This is a genomic window from Stutzerimonas tarimensis, assembly GCF_042648805.1.
In the GTDB taxonomy this organism is placed as follows: domain Bacteria; phylum Pseudomonadota; class Gammaproteobacteria; order Pseudomonadales; family Pseudomonadaceae; genus Azomonas; species Azomonas tarimensis.
Genome location: NZ_JBHRXZ010000024.1, coordinates 420176 through 436818 on the forward strand (window position 1 = coordinate 420176; position 16643 = coordinate 436818).

14 protein-coding genes and 2 pseudogenes are annotated in these 16643 nt (G+C 63.4%); 6 read left to right on the top strand and 10 right to left on the bottom strand.

The features are described from left to right. Positions 1-87 precede the first annotated feature (87 nt). Both ACFOMF_RS15810 and ACFOMF_RS15815 read right to left on the bottom strand, forming a co-directional pair. Positions 88-1143 carry a porin gene (locus ACFOMF_RS15810; protein ID WP_386366619.1) on the bottom strand — a complete coding sequence of 352 codons (1056 nt, stop codon included), beginning with the start codon at positions 1141-1143 and terminating at the stop codon, positions 88-90. A gap of 356 nt (positions 1144-1499) precedes the next feature. Next, positions 1500-1621, bottom strand: a pseudogene (locus ACFOMF_RS15815) (tRNA threonylcarbamoyladenosine dehydratase); the annotation flags it as partial. 2 nt (positions 1622-1623) lie between these two features. Here ACFOMF_RS15815 and ACFOMF_RS15820 point away from each other — a divergent pair. Further along, positions 1624-1881, top strand: a pseudogene (locus ACFOMF_RS15820) (integrase core domain-containing protein); the annotation flags it as partial. A gap of 8 nt (positions 1882-1889) precedes the next feature. Here the strand turns inward: ACFOMF_RS15820 and ACFOMF_RS15825 are convergent. After that, positions 1890-3101 (bottom strand): OprO/OprP family phosphate-selective porin, encoded by a 1212-nt coding sequence (locus ACFOMF_RS15825; protein ID WP_386366621.1) that lies wholly within the window; start codon positions 3099-3101, stop codon positions 1890-1892. 170 nt (positions 3102-3271) lie between these two features. Between ACFOMF_RS15825 and ACFOMF_RS15830 the strand changes: the two genes are divergently transcribed. Then, complete coding sequence (locus ACFOMF_RS15830; protein WP_386366623.1) at positions 3272-3784, top strand: hypothetical protein; 513 nt, start codon at positions 3272-3274, stop codon at positions 3782-3784. On the opposite strand, the gene ACFOMF_RS15835 is transcribed toward ACFOMF_RS15830, so the two are convergent. Beyond that, positions 3703-3990 carry a DUF3820 family protein gene (locus ACFOMF_RS15835; protein ID WP_449342992.1) on the bottom strand — a complete coding sequence of 96 codons (288 nt, stop codon included), beginning with the start codon at positions 3988-3990 and terminating at the stop codon, positions 3703-3705. The two genes, ACFOMF_RS15830 and ACFOMF_RS15835, sit on opposite strands and share 82 nt — an antisense overlap. A 95-nt stretch (positions 3991-4085) precedes the next feature. On the opposite strand from ACFOMF_RS15835, the gene ACFOMF_RS15840 reads away from it, so the two are divergent. Then, positions 4086-4613, top strand: a complete 528-nt coding sequence (locus ACFOMF_RS15840; RefSeq protein WP_386366625.1) for an ankyrin repeat domain-containing protein — start codon at positions 4086-4088, stop codon at positions 4611-4613. Between the two features lie 657 nt (positions 4614-5270). Next, positions 5271-6416, top strand: a complete 1146-nt coding sequence (locus ACFOMF_RS15845) for a diguanylate cyclase domain-containing protein (RefSeq protein ID WP_386366628.1) — start codon at positions 5271-5273, stop codon at positions 6414-6416. Positions 6417-6421: 5 nt separating this feature from the next. On the opposite strand, the gene pbpG is transcribed toward ACFOMF_RS15845, so the two are convergent. From pbpG to ACFOMF_RS15860, 3 genes are all read right to left on the bottom strand, one after another. After that, a complete protein-coding gene (pbpG, locus tag ACFOMF_RS15850) occupies positions 6422-7366 on the bottom strand; it encodes a D-alanyl-D-alanine endopeptidase (protein ID WP_386366630.1) in 945 nt (314 codons plus the stop codon). Between the two features lie 203 nt (positions 7367-7569). Beyond that, the gene (locus tag ACFOMF_RS15855) at positions 7570-7932 is read right to left on the bottom strand and encodes a hypothetical protein (RefSeq protein WP_386366632.1); all 363 of its coding nucleotides are present in this window, start codon (positions 7930-7932) and stop codon (positions 7570-7572) included. Between the two features lie 147 nt (positions 7933-8079). Beyond that, the gene (locus tag ACFOMF_RS15860; protein WP_386366634.1) at positions 8080-8505 is read right to left on the bottom strand and encodes a hypothetical protein; all 426 of its coding nucleotides are present in this window, start codon (positions 8503-8505) and stop codon (positions 8080-8082) included. A gap of 143 nt (positions 8506-8648) precedes the next feature. On the opposite strand from ACFOMF_RS15860, the gene ACFOMF_RS15865 reads away from it, so the two are divergent. Beyond that, positions 8649-9377 carry a substrate-binding periplasmic protein gene (locus tag ACFOMF_RS15865; RefSeq protein ID WP_386366636.1) on the top strand — a complete coding sequence of 243 codons (729 nt, stop codon included), beginning with the start codon at positions 8649-8651 and terminating at the stop codon, positions 9375-9377. 12 nt (positions 9378-9389) lie between these two features. On the opposite strand, the gene ACFOMF_RS15870 is transcribed toward ACFOMF_RS15865, so the two are convergent. The 3 genes from ACFOMF_RS15870 to ACFOMF_RS15880 form a co-directional block, all read right to left on the bottom strand. Beyond that, a complete protein-coding gene (locus ACFOMF_RS15870; RefSeq protein WP_386366639.1) occupies positions 9390-10652 on the bottom strand; it encodes an Hsp70 family protein in 1263 nt (420 codons plus the stop codon). 82 nt (positions 10653-10734) lie between these two features. Further along, positions 10735-12954, bottom strand: coding sequence for a hypothetical protein (locus tag ACFOMF_RS15875; protein ID WP_386366641.1), 2220 nt, complete (start codon positions 12952-12954; stop codon positions 10735-10737). Positions 12955-13030: 76 nt separating this feature from the next. Beyond that, a complete protein-coding gene (locus ACFOMF_RS15880; protein ID WP_386366643.1) occupies positions 13031-15166 on the bottom strand; it encodes a putative bifunctional diguanylate cyclase/phosphodiesterase in 2136 nt (711 codons plus the stop codon). Positions 15167-15457: 291 nt separating this feature from the next. On the opposite strand from ACFOMF_RS15880, the gene ACFOMF_RS15885 reads away from it, so the two are divergent. Beyond that, a complete protein-coding gene (locus ACFOMF_RS15885; RefSeq protein ID WP_386366645.1) occupies positions 15458-16600 on the top strand; it encodes a zinc-binding metallopeptidase family protein in 1143 nt (380 codons plus the stop codon). Positions 16601-16643 lie beyond the last annotated feature (43 nt).

The window sequence follows — 16643 nt, forward strand, 5'->3', positions numbered from 1 at the left end:
TAAGAACAGACTATTTCAACCTGATTACAAAAGAACCGGGACACTCGCAAGGAGTATCCCGGCTCGGCATTTTCGATTTGATCGAAATCAGAAATCGTAGCGCAGACCCAGGGAGAGACCGGAGGCTTTTTCGCCGAGAGCGCCAGCGGGCGTGGCGGAACGTGCCTGGATCCAGGGGGCCAGGGCCAGGTTGTCATCGTTGTCGAGTACCGCGTAGTTGGCATAGATGCGAACGGCCTTGTCCAGCTTGTGCTCCACACCGACCACCCACATGTCGGCATCGTAGCCTGGGGCGTCCGAATCGCGGGTCATCCACATGGCCTTGAGAGCCGTGTCGGAGGTGATCTTGTATTCGCCGCCCAGACCCCAGGTGTCAGAACTCAGCTGATCACGCAGGGCCTCGGAAGTATTGTCGAAGCCATCATAATCGACAGTCTGGTAAAAACCGACGAGCTTGAAGGCGTCGGTCAGCTTGTAGGCGGCGGCGGCACGGATACCATCGCGCTCACCACGGCCTGTGTCTTGCTCGACAGCCTCATAGGCCAGCGATGCCTCGAGCGGGCCTCCGGCATAGTTCAGCGCCACGCTGATGCCGTCGGAATCCTGATCTTGCTCGACCCATTGCCCTTCGTGAACGGAATAGGCGAGCACTGCGTTGAAGCCGCCGAAATTCGGAGTGGTGTACTGGACCGTGTTGTCATAACGCTCGTCGAAGCGAGCATTGCCGACACGGGTCAGGTTGCGCATGTCACCGACCTGATCACCGAACAGGTTGGCCGGACCGCGAGCCACCTTGAACGGGCTATCGAAACGACCCAGCTGTACGGCACCGAAATTGCCGCCCAGCCCCACGAAGGTATCGCGAGTAGCGAAATCGGTACTGTTTCCATCCCCACTGCCGGTGGTGAAGTTGATCTGCTGTTCGATCTGGAAGAACGCTTTCAGATCGGGATTGATCTGATGATCGCCTTTGAAGCCCAGGCGCGAAGAGTTACTGGAAATGTTGGTTTCGGAGTAGTCGTCACCGTCGTCCAGGAAGTCAGTGGAGACGTGCACGCGACCATAGATATTGACTTCCGCCGCAGCCAGGGCAGGCATCACGGCAGCAGCACTTACAACAATCGCAATCAACTTCTTCATCATCAGAAAGCTCCAGAGCTCCATTGGGTTTTGTACAACTTCGTCCTATTAGTGACGTAAGGGTTGGCTGTTTCGGTCGAAGCGGAGTATGGAAATCGAATGTGACAGAACGCTTACTGGATTATGAAAATTTTAAGCTGGAGAAACTTTTCCGTTAAAAAGAGGAAGGTCGAAAGGCAGCGATGGAAACTCAGGATCCCGGCTCAAGTACGGACACCAGGCACTAGCAGAAGAAAAAATGAAAAGTTACGGCAAGGCACAGAGCGGCGGCTTTTGCAAGTTTGCCAATATCAACGGGCGAAAGGACCTACTTGCGCGGGGCTCATGCGCCCGGTTCGGCGCCTTCTCGCAAGCCAGGTCTGGGGATAGCGCAACTGTTCGGTGGAAACACGCAGGGCACGCTGTAGCTGCGCCTCGGCGTGCGAGAGAAGTTGTAGTCTCGGCTCAGCATCGAGCGCACCTTGGCCAGCAGCGGGTCGTTGCCATCCCTGGACCAATGACCAGGTCGAGCGGATGAACCGGACAATCAAGGAAGCCACGACCAAAGCGTTTCACTACACCTCGCTCGAAGAGCTCCGGGCGCATATCAAGGACTACCTCTGGGCGTATAACAGCGCTCGTTCGTTACGAGCGCTGAAAGGCCGGACCCCGATGGGTTTTATCCGGGAACAATGGCATAAAGATCCGCAGTCCTTCAAAGACGATCCGAGATTACTTCCCGGGACCAAACACCTGGGGTGAGCCAGGGGTCAGAAGGTGTACTGGGCGCGAAGGACCACGCCGTCACCGGTGTCGTCCCCTGCTTCGTTGGTGACCCGCTCCAGCCTGGCGTGCACATACATCAGGCCGAGCCGCACGCTCTCGCTGGCATACCAGTTGACACCCAGGGTGTGCAGGCGCGCACTGGCATCACCCGGCGTACGGGTTTCGTCGACCTCCAGGTTGTCGTCCTCGACATCCATCCGGCCATAGCGGTAGTACAGCTCCCAGGCACCAAGCCCGGCGTTGTCGGGGGAAATCCGGCTGAAGTCGGCAAGCTCGTACTCGCGGGCCTCTCCGGTCAGGGTATAGGCGACCTGCACGTACCAGCTGCGTCCGGCCAGGTCGCGGGTTACACCCCGCGCTCGAGTGTCTCGGCGCAGATACTCGGCCTGCAGCGACAACGGGCCGCTGGCCCAGGCTGCCTCGAGATTCCAGGCTCGATCATGGCTCCAGGTGCCACGATCGGCATCGTCGCTGCCACCGAGCAACGGCTCGTTACCCTCACTGCCGGCGTCAAAACCGCTGGCGGTCTCGACGCCGTAAAAGCCCAGCGGCGAGCGGTAACGGACATCGGCATTGCCGATCCGGTCGAGGTCACGGCGGGCGAAGCTCACCCCCGCATGCAGCACATCGCCGGCCTGGTGCCGGGGCGCGAACACGGCACGCAGGTTGAACTGGTTGGCATGGTCGCCGTCGTCGTTGGCGTTCTTGCGATAGATCCCGGCGACCACTTGCGTTGAATCGCCCAGTTCCGCCAGCGCCTGCAGCCCCAACCCGTTGTCATGGCTGTTGGCCCAGTTGGCCATGTCATAACCCTGGCTACGCTCGAGGGCAGTGTTCCAGCTGGAGCTGATGGCGTTTTCCAGGCCGAAGTGCGGGTCGAAACGGCCAAAACGCAGCTCCAGCCCCTCCACGCCGCTGTACTCGACAAGTGCCTCGTGGATATGGCCGTCCCGCCGGGTGCCCTGATTGAGGGAAAAATCATAGTTGAACACCAGCTCCCAGTCCCCGTGGATCGTCGAGGTTTCCAGATAGACGCGCCGGAAATAGGCCGTGTTTTGCGCAGAACCATCGTTACTGTACAGGCCGTCGAAGCGGCTGAGGTCAGCCTGGATACGGCCGCCCACCTCGAACTCGAGGTTTTCGGCGACAGCGGTTCCAGCCGCCAACGGGAGAAAGAGCAGAGCGAAGCGATTCATCGGGATATCCGCCGAGCCGGCAGGAGCTGCCGCGATGACAACTCAGACGCCTGATGGAGGAGGATGATTCCGCAGCGGCAGATCGGGAAGCGTCTCTCCTTGGCCACCTGGCCACCCTTGGTGCGGCCTCGCTCGGGTATCCTGAGGCTCTCTTCCCGCCTGGACCTGCCATGAAAGACACCCTTGCCGTACTCATCCGCACCATCAGCTCCGGCTGCATGAGCGAAGACGACATCCTCCGCGTCGCCGACGAGGCCGCCCAGGCCTATGCCGACCCCGAAGCCTTTCTCGCCGCCAATCCCGACATCAACTATGACGCGAGCTTTCCCATCCCGCTGGGCGAATGGGTGGTGGTGGGCAGCCTGCCCGAGACGGTGCTGTTTCAGGCCGACAGCTACGAGGAGCTGTTCGAGCAGATCGTCGCGTCCTTTGGCGCCTCGGTGAATTTCGTGCTCAAACCCAGGCAACTGGCTCGAACCGAAGCGAAAAAAGCGCTCAACCGGATTCAGGTACAACTTTCCAGCCTTTACCCTGAAAAGGGCGGCTATGTGCTGGTCGATTTCAGCGAACCGCTGGACGACGCGCTCCAGGCGGTACTGGTCTATGCCTGCGACTTGCCGGAGGCCCTGGCGCTGGCGGTGGAGGCCGGCATCTTCGCCGCACCCTCCCTGCGCGACGACTGAGATCGCAGAGGCGTCAAGAGGTACGAGAGCCCGTTGTGGTCGATCTCCTGCATCAGGGCCAGCAGTCGACCGATATCACCCGGCGGAAAGCCCACCCGGGCAAACCAGTTGAGGTAGTTTCCGGGCAGGTCGGCGATCAGCCGGCCCTTGTATTTGCCGTAGGGCATGGCCTGGGTCACCAGGCGTTGCAGGTCTTCGGGTTGCATGGCAGCTGCGCGGTGGCCAGTCGAGCGGGCAATGGTGCAGGATGGCGCTTCGGCTTGTCCAAGCCCAATCCCAAGGGTCCGATGGAGAACACACGATGACCGAGGAATCCGACCGCAAGCCTGATGCCGGAGTACTCGACGATGCCACCCTGGCATTTGCCGAGCGCGTATTCGACGCGGCCCGCAAGGGCGACTGCGCCTCGCTGCGCCCGGTGCTCGAGCAGGGCCTGCCGGCCAACCTGCGCAACCACGCGGGCGACAGCTTGCTGATGCTGGCCAGCTACCACGGCCACCTGGAAACCGCTCGCGCCCTGCTCGAACAGGGTGCCGACCCGCTGCTGGCCAACGATCGTGGGCAGACGCCGCTCGCCGGTGCCGCCTTCAAGGGCGACCTGGCCATGGTCCGGCTGTTGCTGGAGCACGGCGCCGACGTGGAAAGCCCCTCCCCTGACGGCAAGACCGCGCTGATGATGGCCGCCATGTTCAACCGTACCGAAATCGCCGAATACCTCATCGCCCAAGGCGCGAACCCCAACGCCCGGGATGCCAACGGCGTCACCCCGCTCGCCGCCGCCGCCATGTCGGGGGCCACCGACACCCACGCCCTGCTCGAGCGGCTGTAGGTCGGGTTAGCCGAAGGCGTAACCCGACAGCGAGCCCGGCCAAATCGCCCCCATCGTTGGATTACGCTTCGCTAATCCAACCTACACGCCCGTAGGTCGGGTTAGCCGAAGGCGTAACCCGACAGCGAGCCCGGCCAGATCGCCCCCATCGTTGGATTACGCTTCGCTAATCCAACCTACGCGCCCGTAGGTCGGGTTAGCCGAAGGCGTAACCCGACAGCGAGCCCGGCCAGATCGTCCCCATCGTTGGATTACGCTTCGCTAATCCAACCTACGCGCCCGTAGGTCGGGTTAGCCGAAGGCGTAACCCGACAGCGAGCCCGGCCAGATCGCCCCATCGTTGGATTACGCTTCGCTAATCCAACCTACACGCCCGTAGGTCGGGTTAGCCGAAGGCGTAACCCGACAGCGAGCCCGGCCAGATCGTCCCCATCGTTGGATTACGCTTCGCTAATCCAACCTACGCCCCGCCGTAGGTCGGGTTAGCCGAAGGCGTAACCCGACAGCGAGCCCGGCCAAATCGCCCCCATCGTTGGATTACGCTTCGCCAATCGAAACCGCGCCTATGCCACATGCCATCATTGAGCCATCATTTTTTCTCAACCGATCTAGACTACAGGCGAGCCGATTGCTTTTTTCCAACACAAGGATGGAGAAATGCTCTTGCACTGGCCGTCACCTCTTTCAACCTTCGTCCTCATCTCCGTGGTCATCTCGCTGGCCGGAGGCGTGGCGCTCGCCGGTACGCTGGGCGAGCCCCCGGAGGTTCCTAAGTGGCTGAGCTACGGATTGATGCTCTCGCTGCTGGCCTGGGTCGCCCTGATCTACCTCGGCTGGCGCAACCGGCGGTTGTGCCGGGCGCTGCGGGCCAGTCAGCTTGCCGAACGTGACATGCGTGCAAGCGAGGAGCGCCACCGGCTGCTGGCAGACAACGCCACCGACGTGATCTGGACCATCGATCTGATGGGCAACCTCACCTACATCAGCCCCTCGGTGGAACGTCTACGCGGCTTCTGCCCGGAGGAGGCCATGCAGCAGAGCCTGGAGCAGTCCATGAACGCCGACTCGGCAAGGCAGCTGCGTCATTACCTGCAGCGCTTCCAGACCGCACTGCAGCAAGACGAAGGCATCGAGGACTTCCGGGGCGAGCTGGCCCTGACCCGCCGCGACGGCAGCCATGTCTGGACCGAAGCCACGGTCAGCCAGATGCGCAGTCACCATGGCGTGTTCATCGGGCTGATCGGTGTGTCCCGCGATGTCACCGCGCGGCGCGAGGCCGAGGCGCGCATCTATCACATGGCCCGCCACGACGGGCTGACCGACCTGCCCAACCGCGCGCTGTACAGCGATCGCCTGCGCCAGGCCCTGGCCTATGCGACCCGACACCAGACACGCCTGGCCGTACTCTTTCTCGATCTCGATCGCTTCAAGCCGATCAACGACACCTTCGGCCACGACGTCGGCGATCTGCTGCTCAAGGCCGTGGCCAGCCGGCTGCGCGCCTGCCTGCGTGCCGAAGACACTCTGGCGCGGGTTGGCGGGGACGAGTTTCTGGTACTGCTGAGTCCGGTCCTCGATAGACAAGGGGCTCTGGATGTCGCGGCCAAGCTGCACGACGTTCTCACCGAGCCCTTTGACGTGGCCGGGCAGCGTCTGGAGATTTCCTCGAGTATCGGCGTTGCCCTGTTTCCCGAGCATGGCCGCACCGAGCGCGAACTCTACAAGCACGCCGACCAGGCCATGTACAACGCGAAAAAGCGCGGCCGAAGCGAGGTTCGGATGTATCAGGACCTACCGGCCTGAAACACTCAGTTGCTCAGGCTGGACACCGCCAGCTGGCGCAGTTGCTGGCTCTTCTGCTGCTTGTAGTTGCGTGCCACTTCGGGAATGACCGCCGGCCTGCCATGCTCCATCCAGTTGCGCAGGCGAGTTGCATCGCCGAAGCGCGACTGCTTGCCGTAGGAGTCGAGCAGCACCATGGCCACCGGGCGCTGGTTGACGTCAGCCAGCATCACCAGGCAATGGCCGGCGGCGTTGGTGAAGCCGGTCTTGCTCACATGAATGTTCCAGTCGCCCTTGCGCACCAGCGGGTTGGTATTGAAGAAGCTGAGCGCGTAGTTCGGCTTGCGAAAGAAGGCATCGCCGTTGGGGAAGGTACTCATCTCGCGGATGGCCGGATATTCGCGCGAGGCCTTGAGCAGGGTGACCAACTCACGGGCGGTCGACACGTTCATGGCTGACAGGCCGGTGGGTTCGGCGAAGCGGGTGCGGGTCATGCCCAGCTCACGGGCCTTGGCGTTCATTGCCGCGACAAAGGCCGCATGCCCGCCCGGGTAGTGGTGGGCGAGCGCCGAGGCCGTGCGGTTCTCCGAAGACATCAGGGCCAGGCGTAGCAGCTCGCGGCGGCTCAGCTGGCTGTCGACACGTACCCGGGAGAAGACATTCTTCAACTCATGGGTGTCGCGGATGGTCACGGTGAGCAGCTCGTCCATCGGCTGGCGCGCATCGAGTACCACGATGGCGGTCATCAGCTTGGTGATGGAGGCGATGGGCACCACCACATCAGGCAGGCTGGAATAGATTTCCCCGCCATTGCTCAGATCGACCACCAGTGCACTGGTTGAGGCGAGTTCGAGGCGGGCCTGGGATGCGGCGACCGGAGCGGCGGCAGCGGCGTGGGTAACAGGAACAGGCATGACCGCAGCGCAGGCGAGCAGCAGGCTGCAAAGGGGCAGAATCTTCCGTGCGAACATGGGTAGAGGCTCTAGATGAAGAGATGACGGGGCCTGTGAGCATTCTATTAGCAACGCAGCGAAACCGCCTCAGTCCTTGCACGAAAAAATCGTTTCGTTTCGCTTGCCCGAGCTGATTCCCGCAGTCAGGGGGCGCAGGGCAAGGTAGCTACGGGAAAAGGCAGGTCATCCGACCGGGCCGGCTGGCCTGCCGCCTGCTGAGGTCAGTCCTGAGGATTGCAACGCAGCGTGGCGCGGCTGGTGGCGCTGCTGTAACCCCTGCTCATGCGCATGGTTGCGCTCTCACCCGGCTCGATGGACACAGGCATGCTGTCGTCCATCAGGGTTTCGGTCGCGCCCGGCTCGAGTTCGCAGGTCACGGTGACGTCACTGTTATTGGTGAGCCTCAGCACCTGGGGACCTGCACCAGTGCCCGGTCCGGGCCCGGCGGCACCCGCGACGCCGGTCGTCTCCACGTCGATATCCAATCCGCCGAGTTCCTTGTCCAGCTCCATGTCCGAGGCGGCGCTGGCCAGCCAGGGGAGGCAACCGGCCAGGGCGAGGGTCATCAGGATCTTTCTTTTCATTGTCGTTCTCCAGGAAAGTGAGTGGGCATCGCCCACGTCAGTTATAGAAAGACGCTCCTCCCCAGGAGTTCTGGCACCCCCGTCACGCGCGCCAGAGAACAGGTCGCAACGCGCGTGCTAGACGCGTGCTGCGAGACAATGTTTTTTTTATTCGGGGATGGGCTCGGCCTCGACGTCATCAGCGGTGACATCCACCGTACCGGCGCCGGTAGGCCCATCGGCCTCACGGCAACCCAGAACGGCGTAGGGTTGCCCCGGCGTGTACTCACCTGGCACCCGCATGATGGTTTCTTCGTTGGGGTTGACGCTGAAGGCGGTGGGCGACAGTGCCGCGGTACGGTCCTCCGGTGGCACCTCGAAGGTGCAGGAGACCATCTGCCCGCTGTGGTTGATCACCTTCACCGCCCGGGTGCCGATGATGCCAGCGTCGCCTACCGGGATACCCATGGGTTCGATGCCCAGGTCGAGGTCACCGATATCCGCGATTATTTCCACCTCTTCCTGAGCCTGGGCCAACGCCAGGGTCCAGGGAGTAGTCAGGGCCAGCCCGCAAGCCACCAGCAATTTGTTCATGTCGTCCTCCTGCCTAAGATCAGTTTCATTAGAAGAGTCCCTGCGCCCGAAGGTTCGGTGAAGGCGCCACACGCAGGGCTCAATGTGCAAACAGGTGTGAACGGCTTAGACTCTGGCATTAACACCGCCCGAGAATCCCCTCCTTGAACGCTCTTCCCCTGCTGGCCCTTACGCTTATGCTGATCGCACCCGCCGCTGCCGGGCAGGGAACGCTACGCGTGTCGGCGAGCGACAGCTGGGCCATGCCGATGCTGGGATATCAGAATGGCAAACCCATCAATGGCATTTTCCATGACATCTACCAGCGAATCGGGGAAAAGGTCGGGCGCGAGGTGGAATTGCTGACGATGCCGAGGCAGCGCCTGCAGCAGGCAGTGGAGCGCGGCGAAATCGATGTACGCTGCTACGTCAGTCCGGCCTGGCTCACCGAGTCCCATCATCGCTACATCTGGAGCATGCCGTTCATGATCCAGCGCGACGTGCTGGTGGCGCGCGCCCCGGCCACGCTACCGGTCGAGCCGGAGCAGCTGTCGGGGCAGCGCATCGGCACGGTGCTCGGCTTCGTCTACACCAGTCTGCAGCCGCTTTTCGATAGCGGCACGCTGATCCGCGAGGACGCGCGCACCCAGGAGCAGGTACTCGCGATGCTGCGGGCCGGGCGCCTGGACTATGCGGTAAGCAACGAGCTTACGCTGAACTGGTCCAATCGCGGCCAGGGGCCACGCCTCTACGAAGTCGCTGAATTGGACACCGATTGGGTCGCGTGCCTGGTTCGCGACGACCCGGAGGTACCCACCATGGCAATACTGCGGGCGCTGGTGCAGATGCGCCTGGCGGGCGAGTTCGAGGCGATTCTCGATCGCTACCGCTGAAGCGGAAACCGCTCAGCCGTAACGCTTGAGCGCCTCGATGGCCAGGCCGCTGCCGATGCTGCCGAAGGTATTGCCCTCCACTGACCGGGCCCCCGGCAGCATCGCGGCGACCCGCTGACGAAGCGCCGGAATGCCACTGGAGCCGCCGGTGAAGAAGACGGTGTCGACCCCATCGGCACGGACTCCAGCGTCCTGCAGCAGCCGGCCAATGCTCTGGCTTACGCGCTCCAGCGGACCCTTGATGGCCGCCTCGAACAGACTCCGATCCAGCTCGACAGCGAGCCCGGCTTCGATCCGCTGCAGGTCCACCAGGCGCGCCGGCTCCCTGGTGAGGGCGATCTTGCTCTGCTCCACCTCCATGGCCAGCCAGTGGCCGGCGCGCTGGTCAATCAGGCGAAACAGGCGGTCGATGCCGCTGGGATCCTCGATGTCGTAGCGCATGCTCTTGAGCGCCCGCTGCGAGGCCGGGGCGTAGACCGCGTTGATGGTGTGCCAGGTCGCCAGGTTCAGGTGCGTGCTGGTGGGCATCGGCGCTCCGCTCTTCATCTGGCTGCCATAACCGAACTGTGGCATCACCCCCTGCAGACTGAGCTGCTTGTCGAAGTCGGTACCGCCCACGTGTACGCCGCCGGTGGCGAGGATGTCGGTCTGGCGGTCGGCCAACTGACGTCGCTCGGGCGAAAGACGCACCAGCGAAAAATCCGAGGTGCCCCCGCCGATATCGACGATCAGCACCAGCTCCTCGCGATCCAGGGTCGATTCATAGTCGAAGGCCGCGGCGATCGGCTCGTACTGGAAGGACACCTCGCTGAAACCGAGGCTCCGGGCCACCGCTTCCAGCGTATCCTGCGCCTCCCGGTCAGCGGCACTGTCGTCGTCGACGAAGAAAACCGGCCGTCCCAGCACCACCTCGTCGAAAGCGCGCCCGGCATGGGCCTCGGCACGTGACTTGAGCTCGCCGAGAAACATCCCGAGGATCTGCTTGAAGGGCAGGCTGCTGCCCAGCACGGTGGTTTCACTCTTGAGCAGCGAGGAGCCCAGCAGGCTTTTCAGCGAGCGCATCAGGCGCCCGTCGTAGCCCTCGAGGTACTCCGCCAGAGCCTGTCGCCCATAGGCTGGACGACGCTCTTCGAGATTGAAGAAGACCACCGAGGGCAGCGTGATCTTGCCGTCTTCCAGCGCGATCAGCGCGCTCTGCTCGGGACGCCACCAGCCTACGGTGGAGTTGGAAGTACCAAAGTCGATGCCGAGGGCGCGGGCGGGATGGGTGGACATTGCCGAGGCTCCAGAAAAACGGCCGGGCAGTTTAGAGAGCTCTCCCCGCCCGCGCCAGCTGAACCGACAACGGGGCCGCCTTTCAGGGCTCTTCTACCTCGAACTCATGGGGGAAGCCCAGCCCGCCATGGAGCGGGTGCCCGTCCAGGTAGATCTCCAGGAAGCTATCATTCTCGCGCTGGTCCACCACCTGCCGTACGGACCCGTCGTAGAAATGCACGCGCTTGCCCTGAACCAGCAGTGCGCGGTTTCCCGCGGTGTTTTCCATCAGCAGGGCGGGCAGCCAGCGATGCATGCCGTTGCTCCAGTGCGGGTCGGTCAGGTCGTAGGGCGCCTGGTTCGGGTGGGGGTTGATCAGGGGCAGCAGCTGTGGCGCATCAGCCTCAATGCGACGGGCGCGACAGCCCTGAAGCCTCAACCCGGCGAGGCTGTCGTTGCGGGTGGTCAGGCGAAAGCCGAAGCGGTTTTCACCGGGCCTGACCAGCGCCACCGGATAGGTCCACTGCTCCGCCCGGGGATCGATGGACACGTAGCCCTCGGCATCCTTGGCGTAATTGAGATTGTTGCGCGCCAACAGCAGGGTCCCGCGGGAGAACCTCGCGCGGTAGTCCAGACGCACCTCGTAGTGCCCCAGGCGATCGGTCTCGATAATCACCTCGGGAGCCTCGCCGTTGCTTACCCGGCAGCCGATGGTCTGCCATTCGCGCACCCGGGACGGGACCCAGACCTGTGTGCCCGGTGAGCTCGAGCCTCGCTCATAGCCACGCAACAGGGGTTCGTAGAACCACCAGCTACTGCTCAGCAACCAGCCCGACCAGAAATTCAGATAGGCCGGTGCGCCGGTGACAACCACCTCTGGCCGGCTCGCCATGACCTCGGCGAATTCGCCACGGGCGGGCCCCAGCGCATGGATCAACGCGTCGGTGGGCGTCCCGCCGAACGAAGCGGTGGCGGCACTCCACAGACCCCAGTAGTCCTCGACGATCCGTTGCCCCCGCAGGGCCGTCCCCTGCTCCACATAGACCGCCCATTCCGGCGGCAGGTAAGCGCCCAACGGCTCCGACCAGACGAAGCGTTCCGGCTGCGTCTGGCGTGCCTGAAGCGCTTGCTGGTGCTGCCAGACCGGCTTGAGGCTGGTCGCCATGGCCACCAGCGCCACTAGCGGAGCCGCTACCAGCCACCAGCGCAGGCGAAAATGCTCCAGCAGCCACAACACCAGCGCCAGGGGCGCCAGATAGACCACCAGCCGGCTCCAGAACAGGTATGCCGCGGCATAACCGAAGTCGACGTGACCAGCCCCCGCCGAGATCAGCCCGCCCAGGAGCAAGGTGGCGCCTATTGTGGTCAGCAACCACAGGCTGAACGAACGCGACACCGCAGCGACCAGGGCCAGCCCTGGCAGTACCCAGAACCAGCCGCCAATGGCCGGGCCGAGAAACCGGCCGTAGAGGTCGCCAAGGCCGTGGATGCGACACGGCTCGTTCCAGCAGGCGAAGTACCAGTTCTGATCATGGCTGACGCCCAGGTTGTATTTGAGCATCGCCAGCGGACTGCCGCCCGTGCCCAGTGCCAGCAGCAATACGGCTGTCACCAACCCCACCAGCGGAACCACGAATGGCCGCCAGCCTATCGCGCGCTCCTGCCAGGCTACCCAGGCCATGGCGAACAGGCCGAGCATGGCCGCCGCCGGCACGCCGTAATCATTGCTCCAGGGAAACATCAACCCGCTGACCATTCCGGCGCCAATGGCCTTGCTCGGCAGGTTCAGCCGCGACCGCAGCAGCACAAAGAGCAGCACAGCGCCGATGAAGGGAACCAGCGAACGTATCGGCCTGAGGCTGTTACCGGGAAACAGCCGCTCGGCGATCAGCGGATGCAGATCCGCAGACAGGAGCATGGCCACGCAGCCAAACCCCCCGGCCACCAGGACTCCGACCCAGAGCCGGTGCGCCCGCGCCAGCAATGCGGCTACGAGCCCTATCGAAAACAGCGTGCCAAGCCAGACCATGAAAAACGAGGCGAACACGCTGGCCGCCAGGTCCCCGCCGGCAAGCCTGAATACCGGGTAGAGAAAATACAGCAGGCCAACGCCCAGATAGGGATAGAAGTCGGCACCAGGCCGCTCTCCTGCGGCAAGGCGATAAAGACCGCTGGCCGTCTGGTAAGCGCCATCGACCTGGGACAGCGGCACATCGAGGGCTTCGCGCTGGGCGAAGAATCCCGCCGTGATCAGGATCGAAAGGACGACCAGCCAGCCGAACACCGATATCCCGCGCATCCTGCCTGTAAAGGTATTCGCCACGCCGTCGCTCCTGCCCAGACCCTGGAGGTTCGATCAAGCGTAGCGGTAGGGGTTCACGGCCTTCGCCCTGCTCCCGTCACCCGCAAGCGGACAATACCCCACCCGCCTCGAGCATTCGGTCGATGGCGGCCGCCGGCACTGGGCGCGAGAACAGAAACCCCTGGAACTCGTCGCAGCCTTGTTCACACAGGAAATCGAACTGCGCCTGATTTTCCACCCCCTCGGCCACCACGCGCTTGCGCAGGCGCTTGCCGAGAGAGATCGCCGCGCCCGCGATCATCGCCACCTCTTCCTCGCTTTCCACATCGGTGACCAGCGAGCGATCGATCTTCACCACATCGAGCGGGAAATGTCGCAGGTAGCTCAGCGAGGAATAGCCGGTGCCGAAGTCGTCCATCGCCAGTTGCACGCCGAGGGTACGCAACTCCTCGAGCACCTTGACCGCGCGATCCTTGTCGCCGAGAAAAACCGTTTCGGTGATCTCCACTTCGACGCAGTTCGCGGCCAGTTGCGCCTCGTCGAGCAGGTCGCCGAGACGCTGGACCAGATCCTGGCCGATGAACAGCAGCGGCGAGAGGTTCACCGCCACCCGCAACGGCTCGACGCGGTCCTGATTCCAGCAGCGCGCGGCGGCGAAGGCACGGCGCAGGATCGCCACCGTGAGCGGCTGGATCAGTCCGGTTTCCTCGGCGATGGGGATGAAGCGGTCCGGCCCCACGGGGCCCAGCTCGGGGTGGAACCAGCGCGCCAGCGCCTCGACGCCGACGATCCGTCGCTGGCCGTCGACCTTGGGCTGGTAGTAGACCTCGAAGCCATCCTGCTCCAGCGCCAGGCGCATGGCAGCCTCGATGTTCAAGCGGTCGTTGGCGATACGGTTGAGATCCTCGGTGAAGAACTGAAAATTGTTTCGTCCAACCTTCTTCGCCGCGTACATGGCAATGTCGGCTCGCTTGAGCAGGCTGTCAGCATCGCGGCCATCGTCTGGAAACATCGCCACGCCAAGGCTGGCGCCCACCTGGAACTCGCGGCCATCGAGCAGCACCGGCCGGTTGACCTCCCGCAATACCCGTTCCAGCAGGGAAATTACGGTGCTGACCTGATAGTGGCTGTTTATCACCAGGACGAATTCGTCACCGCCCAGCCGCGCCACAGTGTCGCTGGCTCGCAGGCAGCCCCCGAGGCGCTCGGCGACCTCCTTGAGCAACAGGTCGCCTACGGCATGGCCAAGCCCGTCGTTGATGAATTTGAAGTTGTCCAGATCGATGAACACCACGCAAAGGTAGTAGCCCAGCCGCGTGGCCTGGGCGAGTCCCTGCTCCAGGCGGTCGGCAAGCAGTGTCCGGTTGGGCAGTCCGGTCAAGAGGTCGTGGTTGGCCTGGCGCTCGAGCTGCTCCTGATAATGCTTGCGCTCGGAGATGTCCTGCACCGTGCCCTCGTAGCAGACGAAGCGCCCACGCGCGTCCCACACCTCATGGGCGTTCTCGCTGATCCACAGTCGCGAGCCGTCGCGACGCAAGATCTCGGACTCGAAGTTCAGCACCTCGCCGCTGCTTTTCATCAACCGCAGGAATTCGTTGCGTCGCTCCGGGTCGACGTACAGCCGCTGGTCCAGGTCGGACAGCTCGTCGATCAGTTGTTCGGGGCTGTCGTAGCGATACAGCCGGGCCAGTGCCTGGTTCGCGGCCAGGTAACGACCCTCGCGGGTGGACTGGAAGATCCCTTCGGAGGCGTTCTCGAAGATGTGCCGGAAGCGCTCCTCGGCCTGCTCCAGCGACTCGACCATCGCCTTCTGCTGGCTGATGTCTTCCATCAGACCCTCGAGGACCAGTTCGCCCTGCTCGTTGAGCACTGGCACACCCCGCTCGAGAATCCACTTCACCTCCCGGCTGGCGGTAATGATGCGGTATTCGACGGCGAACCGCTGGCGACTGGCGATGGCCCAGCCAAGCGCCTCGGAGACACGCCCGCGATCTTCCGGATGGGTGATCCGGTTCCAGGAAAATCCCGGATCCTGGAGGATCTGATCGGCGCTGTAACCTGTCAGTCGCTGGCAGCCCTGACTGACGAAGACCATGCTCCAGTTTTCGTCGTTCAGGCAGCGGTAGACCATGCCGTCAAGATTGTTGACCAGCGTGTCGAGGATGCGCGAACGGTCGAGCACTTCGCTTGATAGCAGGCTGGCGCGACGGGAGCGTGGACGGGAGCTGGGCATGGCATCGGAATCTGGACGGTGGCAAAGCCAAAACGGCGCTAACTCTAGCGAGTTAGGCCTTGTAGCGTAACGACTTTTTTCCAGACGAGCAGTCGTCTGGAAAATTTTCGCGAACCTGATCAACACACGACAAACGCGGTTCCAGCGCGCCGAGCTGCGCTCCATGTCATCATTCCGGGTCGATGACTCCATGACGGCCAGCGGCGCCCGGGTCCTGTCCCGCCGGGCGGCAAGGAACCCGCCGACCGCCTGCCGCTCTAGAATTCACCTACTTCCATGCAGGCCCGCTCAATGGATGCCTTTTTCGCTGCCCTCGGCCGCCGGCTCGCCGACCCCTCCCGTCGGGCACGCAACGCTGCCCAGAAACCGCTGGACCAATGCACCTGCGGCCAGCCGATCTTCTTCGGCAACAGTCATTGCCTGAATTGTCAGTCCGCTCTGGGGTACCTGCCGGCCTACGGAAAGGTGGCGACTCTCGCGCCCACCGAGTTGCCGTACCGCTGGCGGCTGGACGCCGACCCGCAATCGCCGCATTACCGCCGCTGTGCCAACCTCGACTCCCCTGCCATGTGCAACTGGCTCGTTCCCGCCGACAGCGAACATCATTTCTGCCTGGCATGCCGCCTGAGCCGGACCATCCCCGATCTCTCGGTCCCCGGTAACGCGCTGCGCTGGAGCAAGCTGGAAGCCGCCAAGCGACGCATGGTTTCACAGTTGCTGGCGCTCGGGCTACCGGTGGTACCGCGCACCGAAGATTCCGAGGCTGGCCTGGCCTTCGACTTCCTGGGCACGGACTATTCTGGTCACCAACCGGTCACCGGGCACGCCAGCGGCCTGATCACGCTCAACATCGAAGAAGCAGACGATGCCCGCCGCGAACAGGTGCGCACCGAGCTGAACGAGCCCTACCGCACCCTGTTGGGCCACTTCCGCCATGAGGTCGGCCACTACTACTGGGATCGTCTGGTCGCCGACAGCGCCTGGCTCGAGCCCTTTCGCGAATGCTTCGGCGACGAGCGCGCCGATTACGGCCAGTCCCTGGAGCAGCACTACCAGCAGGGCCCGCCGAGCGACTGGCCCAGCCGCTACATCAGCGCCTACGCCACCATGCATCCCTGGGAAGACTGGGCCGAGACCTGGGCGCACTACCTGCACATGATGGATACCCTCGACACAGCCCTGACCTTCGGCATGCGCGCCGGCGTCGGGGTGCTGCACTTCGAGCCTTTCACCCGCGAGTCGCTGCACATGACCGACGACTCGGACGGCCAGCAGTTCCTCGACTTCGTCAATGCCTGGATCGAGCTGGCGGCGATGCTCAACGAGCTGTCGCGCAGCATGGGCCAGTCCGACATCTACCCCTTCGTGTTGTCCGCCGCGGTCGTCGCCAAGCTGCACTTCGTCCATCGGGTAGTGGGAGCCACGACGCCCTGACCGAGCCGAGCGGCGGTCGCGCACCGCCTTGAAAAGGAACCTC

Bases quoted from the DNA above. Each gene is read 5' to 3' on its own strand.
- ACFOMF_RS15810 (WP_386366619.1), bottom strand. From the start codon at position 1,143: ATGATGAAGAAGTTGATTGCGATTGTTGTAAGTGCTGCTGCCGTGATG.
- ACFOMF_RS15825 (WP_386366621.1), bottom strand. From the start codon at position 3,101: ATGAATCGCTTCGCTCTGCTCTTTCTCCCGTTGGCGGCTGGAACCGCT.
- ACFOMF_RS15830 (WP_386366623.1), top strand. From the start codon at position 3,272: ATGAAAGACACCCTTGCCGTACTCATCCGCACCATCAGCTCCGGCTGC.
- ACFOMF_RS15835 (WP_449342992.1), bottom strand. From the start codon at position 3,990: ATGCAACCCGAAGACCTGCAACGCCTGGTGACCCAGGCCATGCCCTAC.
- ACFOMF_RS15840 (WP_386366625.1), top strand. From the start codon at position 4,086: ATGACCGAGGAATCCGACCGCAAGCCTGATGCCGGAGTACTCGACGAT.
- ACFOMF_RS15845 (WP_386366628.1), top strand. From the start codon at position 5,271: ATGCTCTTGCACTGGCCGTCACCTCTTTCAACCTTCGTCCTCATCTCC.
- pbpG (WP_386366630.1), bottom strand. From the start codon at position 7,366: ATGTTCGCACGGAAGATTCTGCCCCTTTGCAGCCTGCTGCTCGCCTGC.
- ACFOMF_RS15855 (WP_386366632.1), bottom strand. From the start codon at position 7,932: ATGAAAAGAAAGATCCTGATGACCCTCGCCCTGGCCGGTTGCCTCCCC.
- ACFOMF_RS15860 (WP_386366634.1), bottom strand. From the start codon at position 8,505: ATGAACAAATTGCTGGTGGCTTGCGGGCTGGCCCTGACTACTCCCTGG.
- ACFOMF_RS15870 (WP_386366639.1), bottom strand. From the start codon at position 10,652: ATGTCCACCCATCCCGCCCGCGCCCTCGGCATCGACTTTGGTACTTCC.
- ACFOMF_RS15880 (WP_386366643.1), bottom strand. From the start codon at position 15,166: ATGCCCAGCTCCCGTCCACGCTCCCGTCGCGCCAGCCTGCTATCAAGC.
- ACFOMF_RS15885 (WP_386366645.1), top strand. From the start codon at position 15,458: ATGGATGCCTTTTTCGCTGCCCTCGGCCGCCGGCTCGCCGACCCCTCC.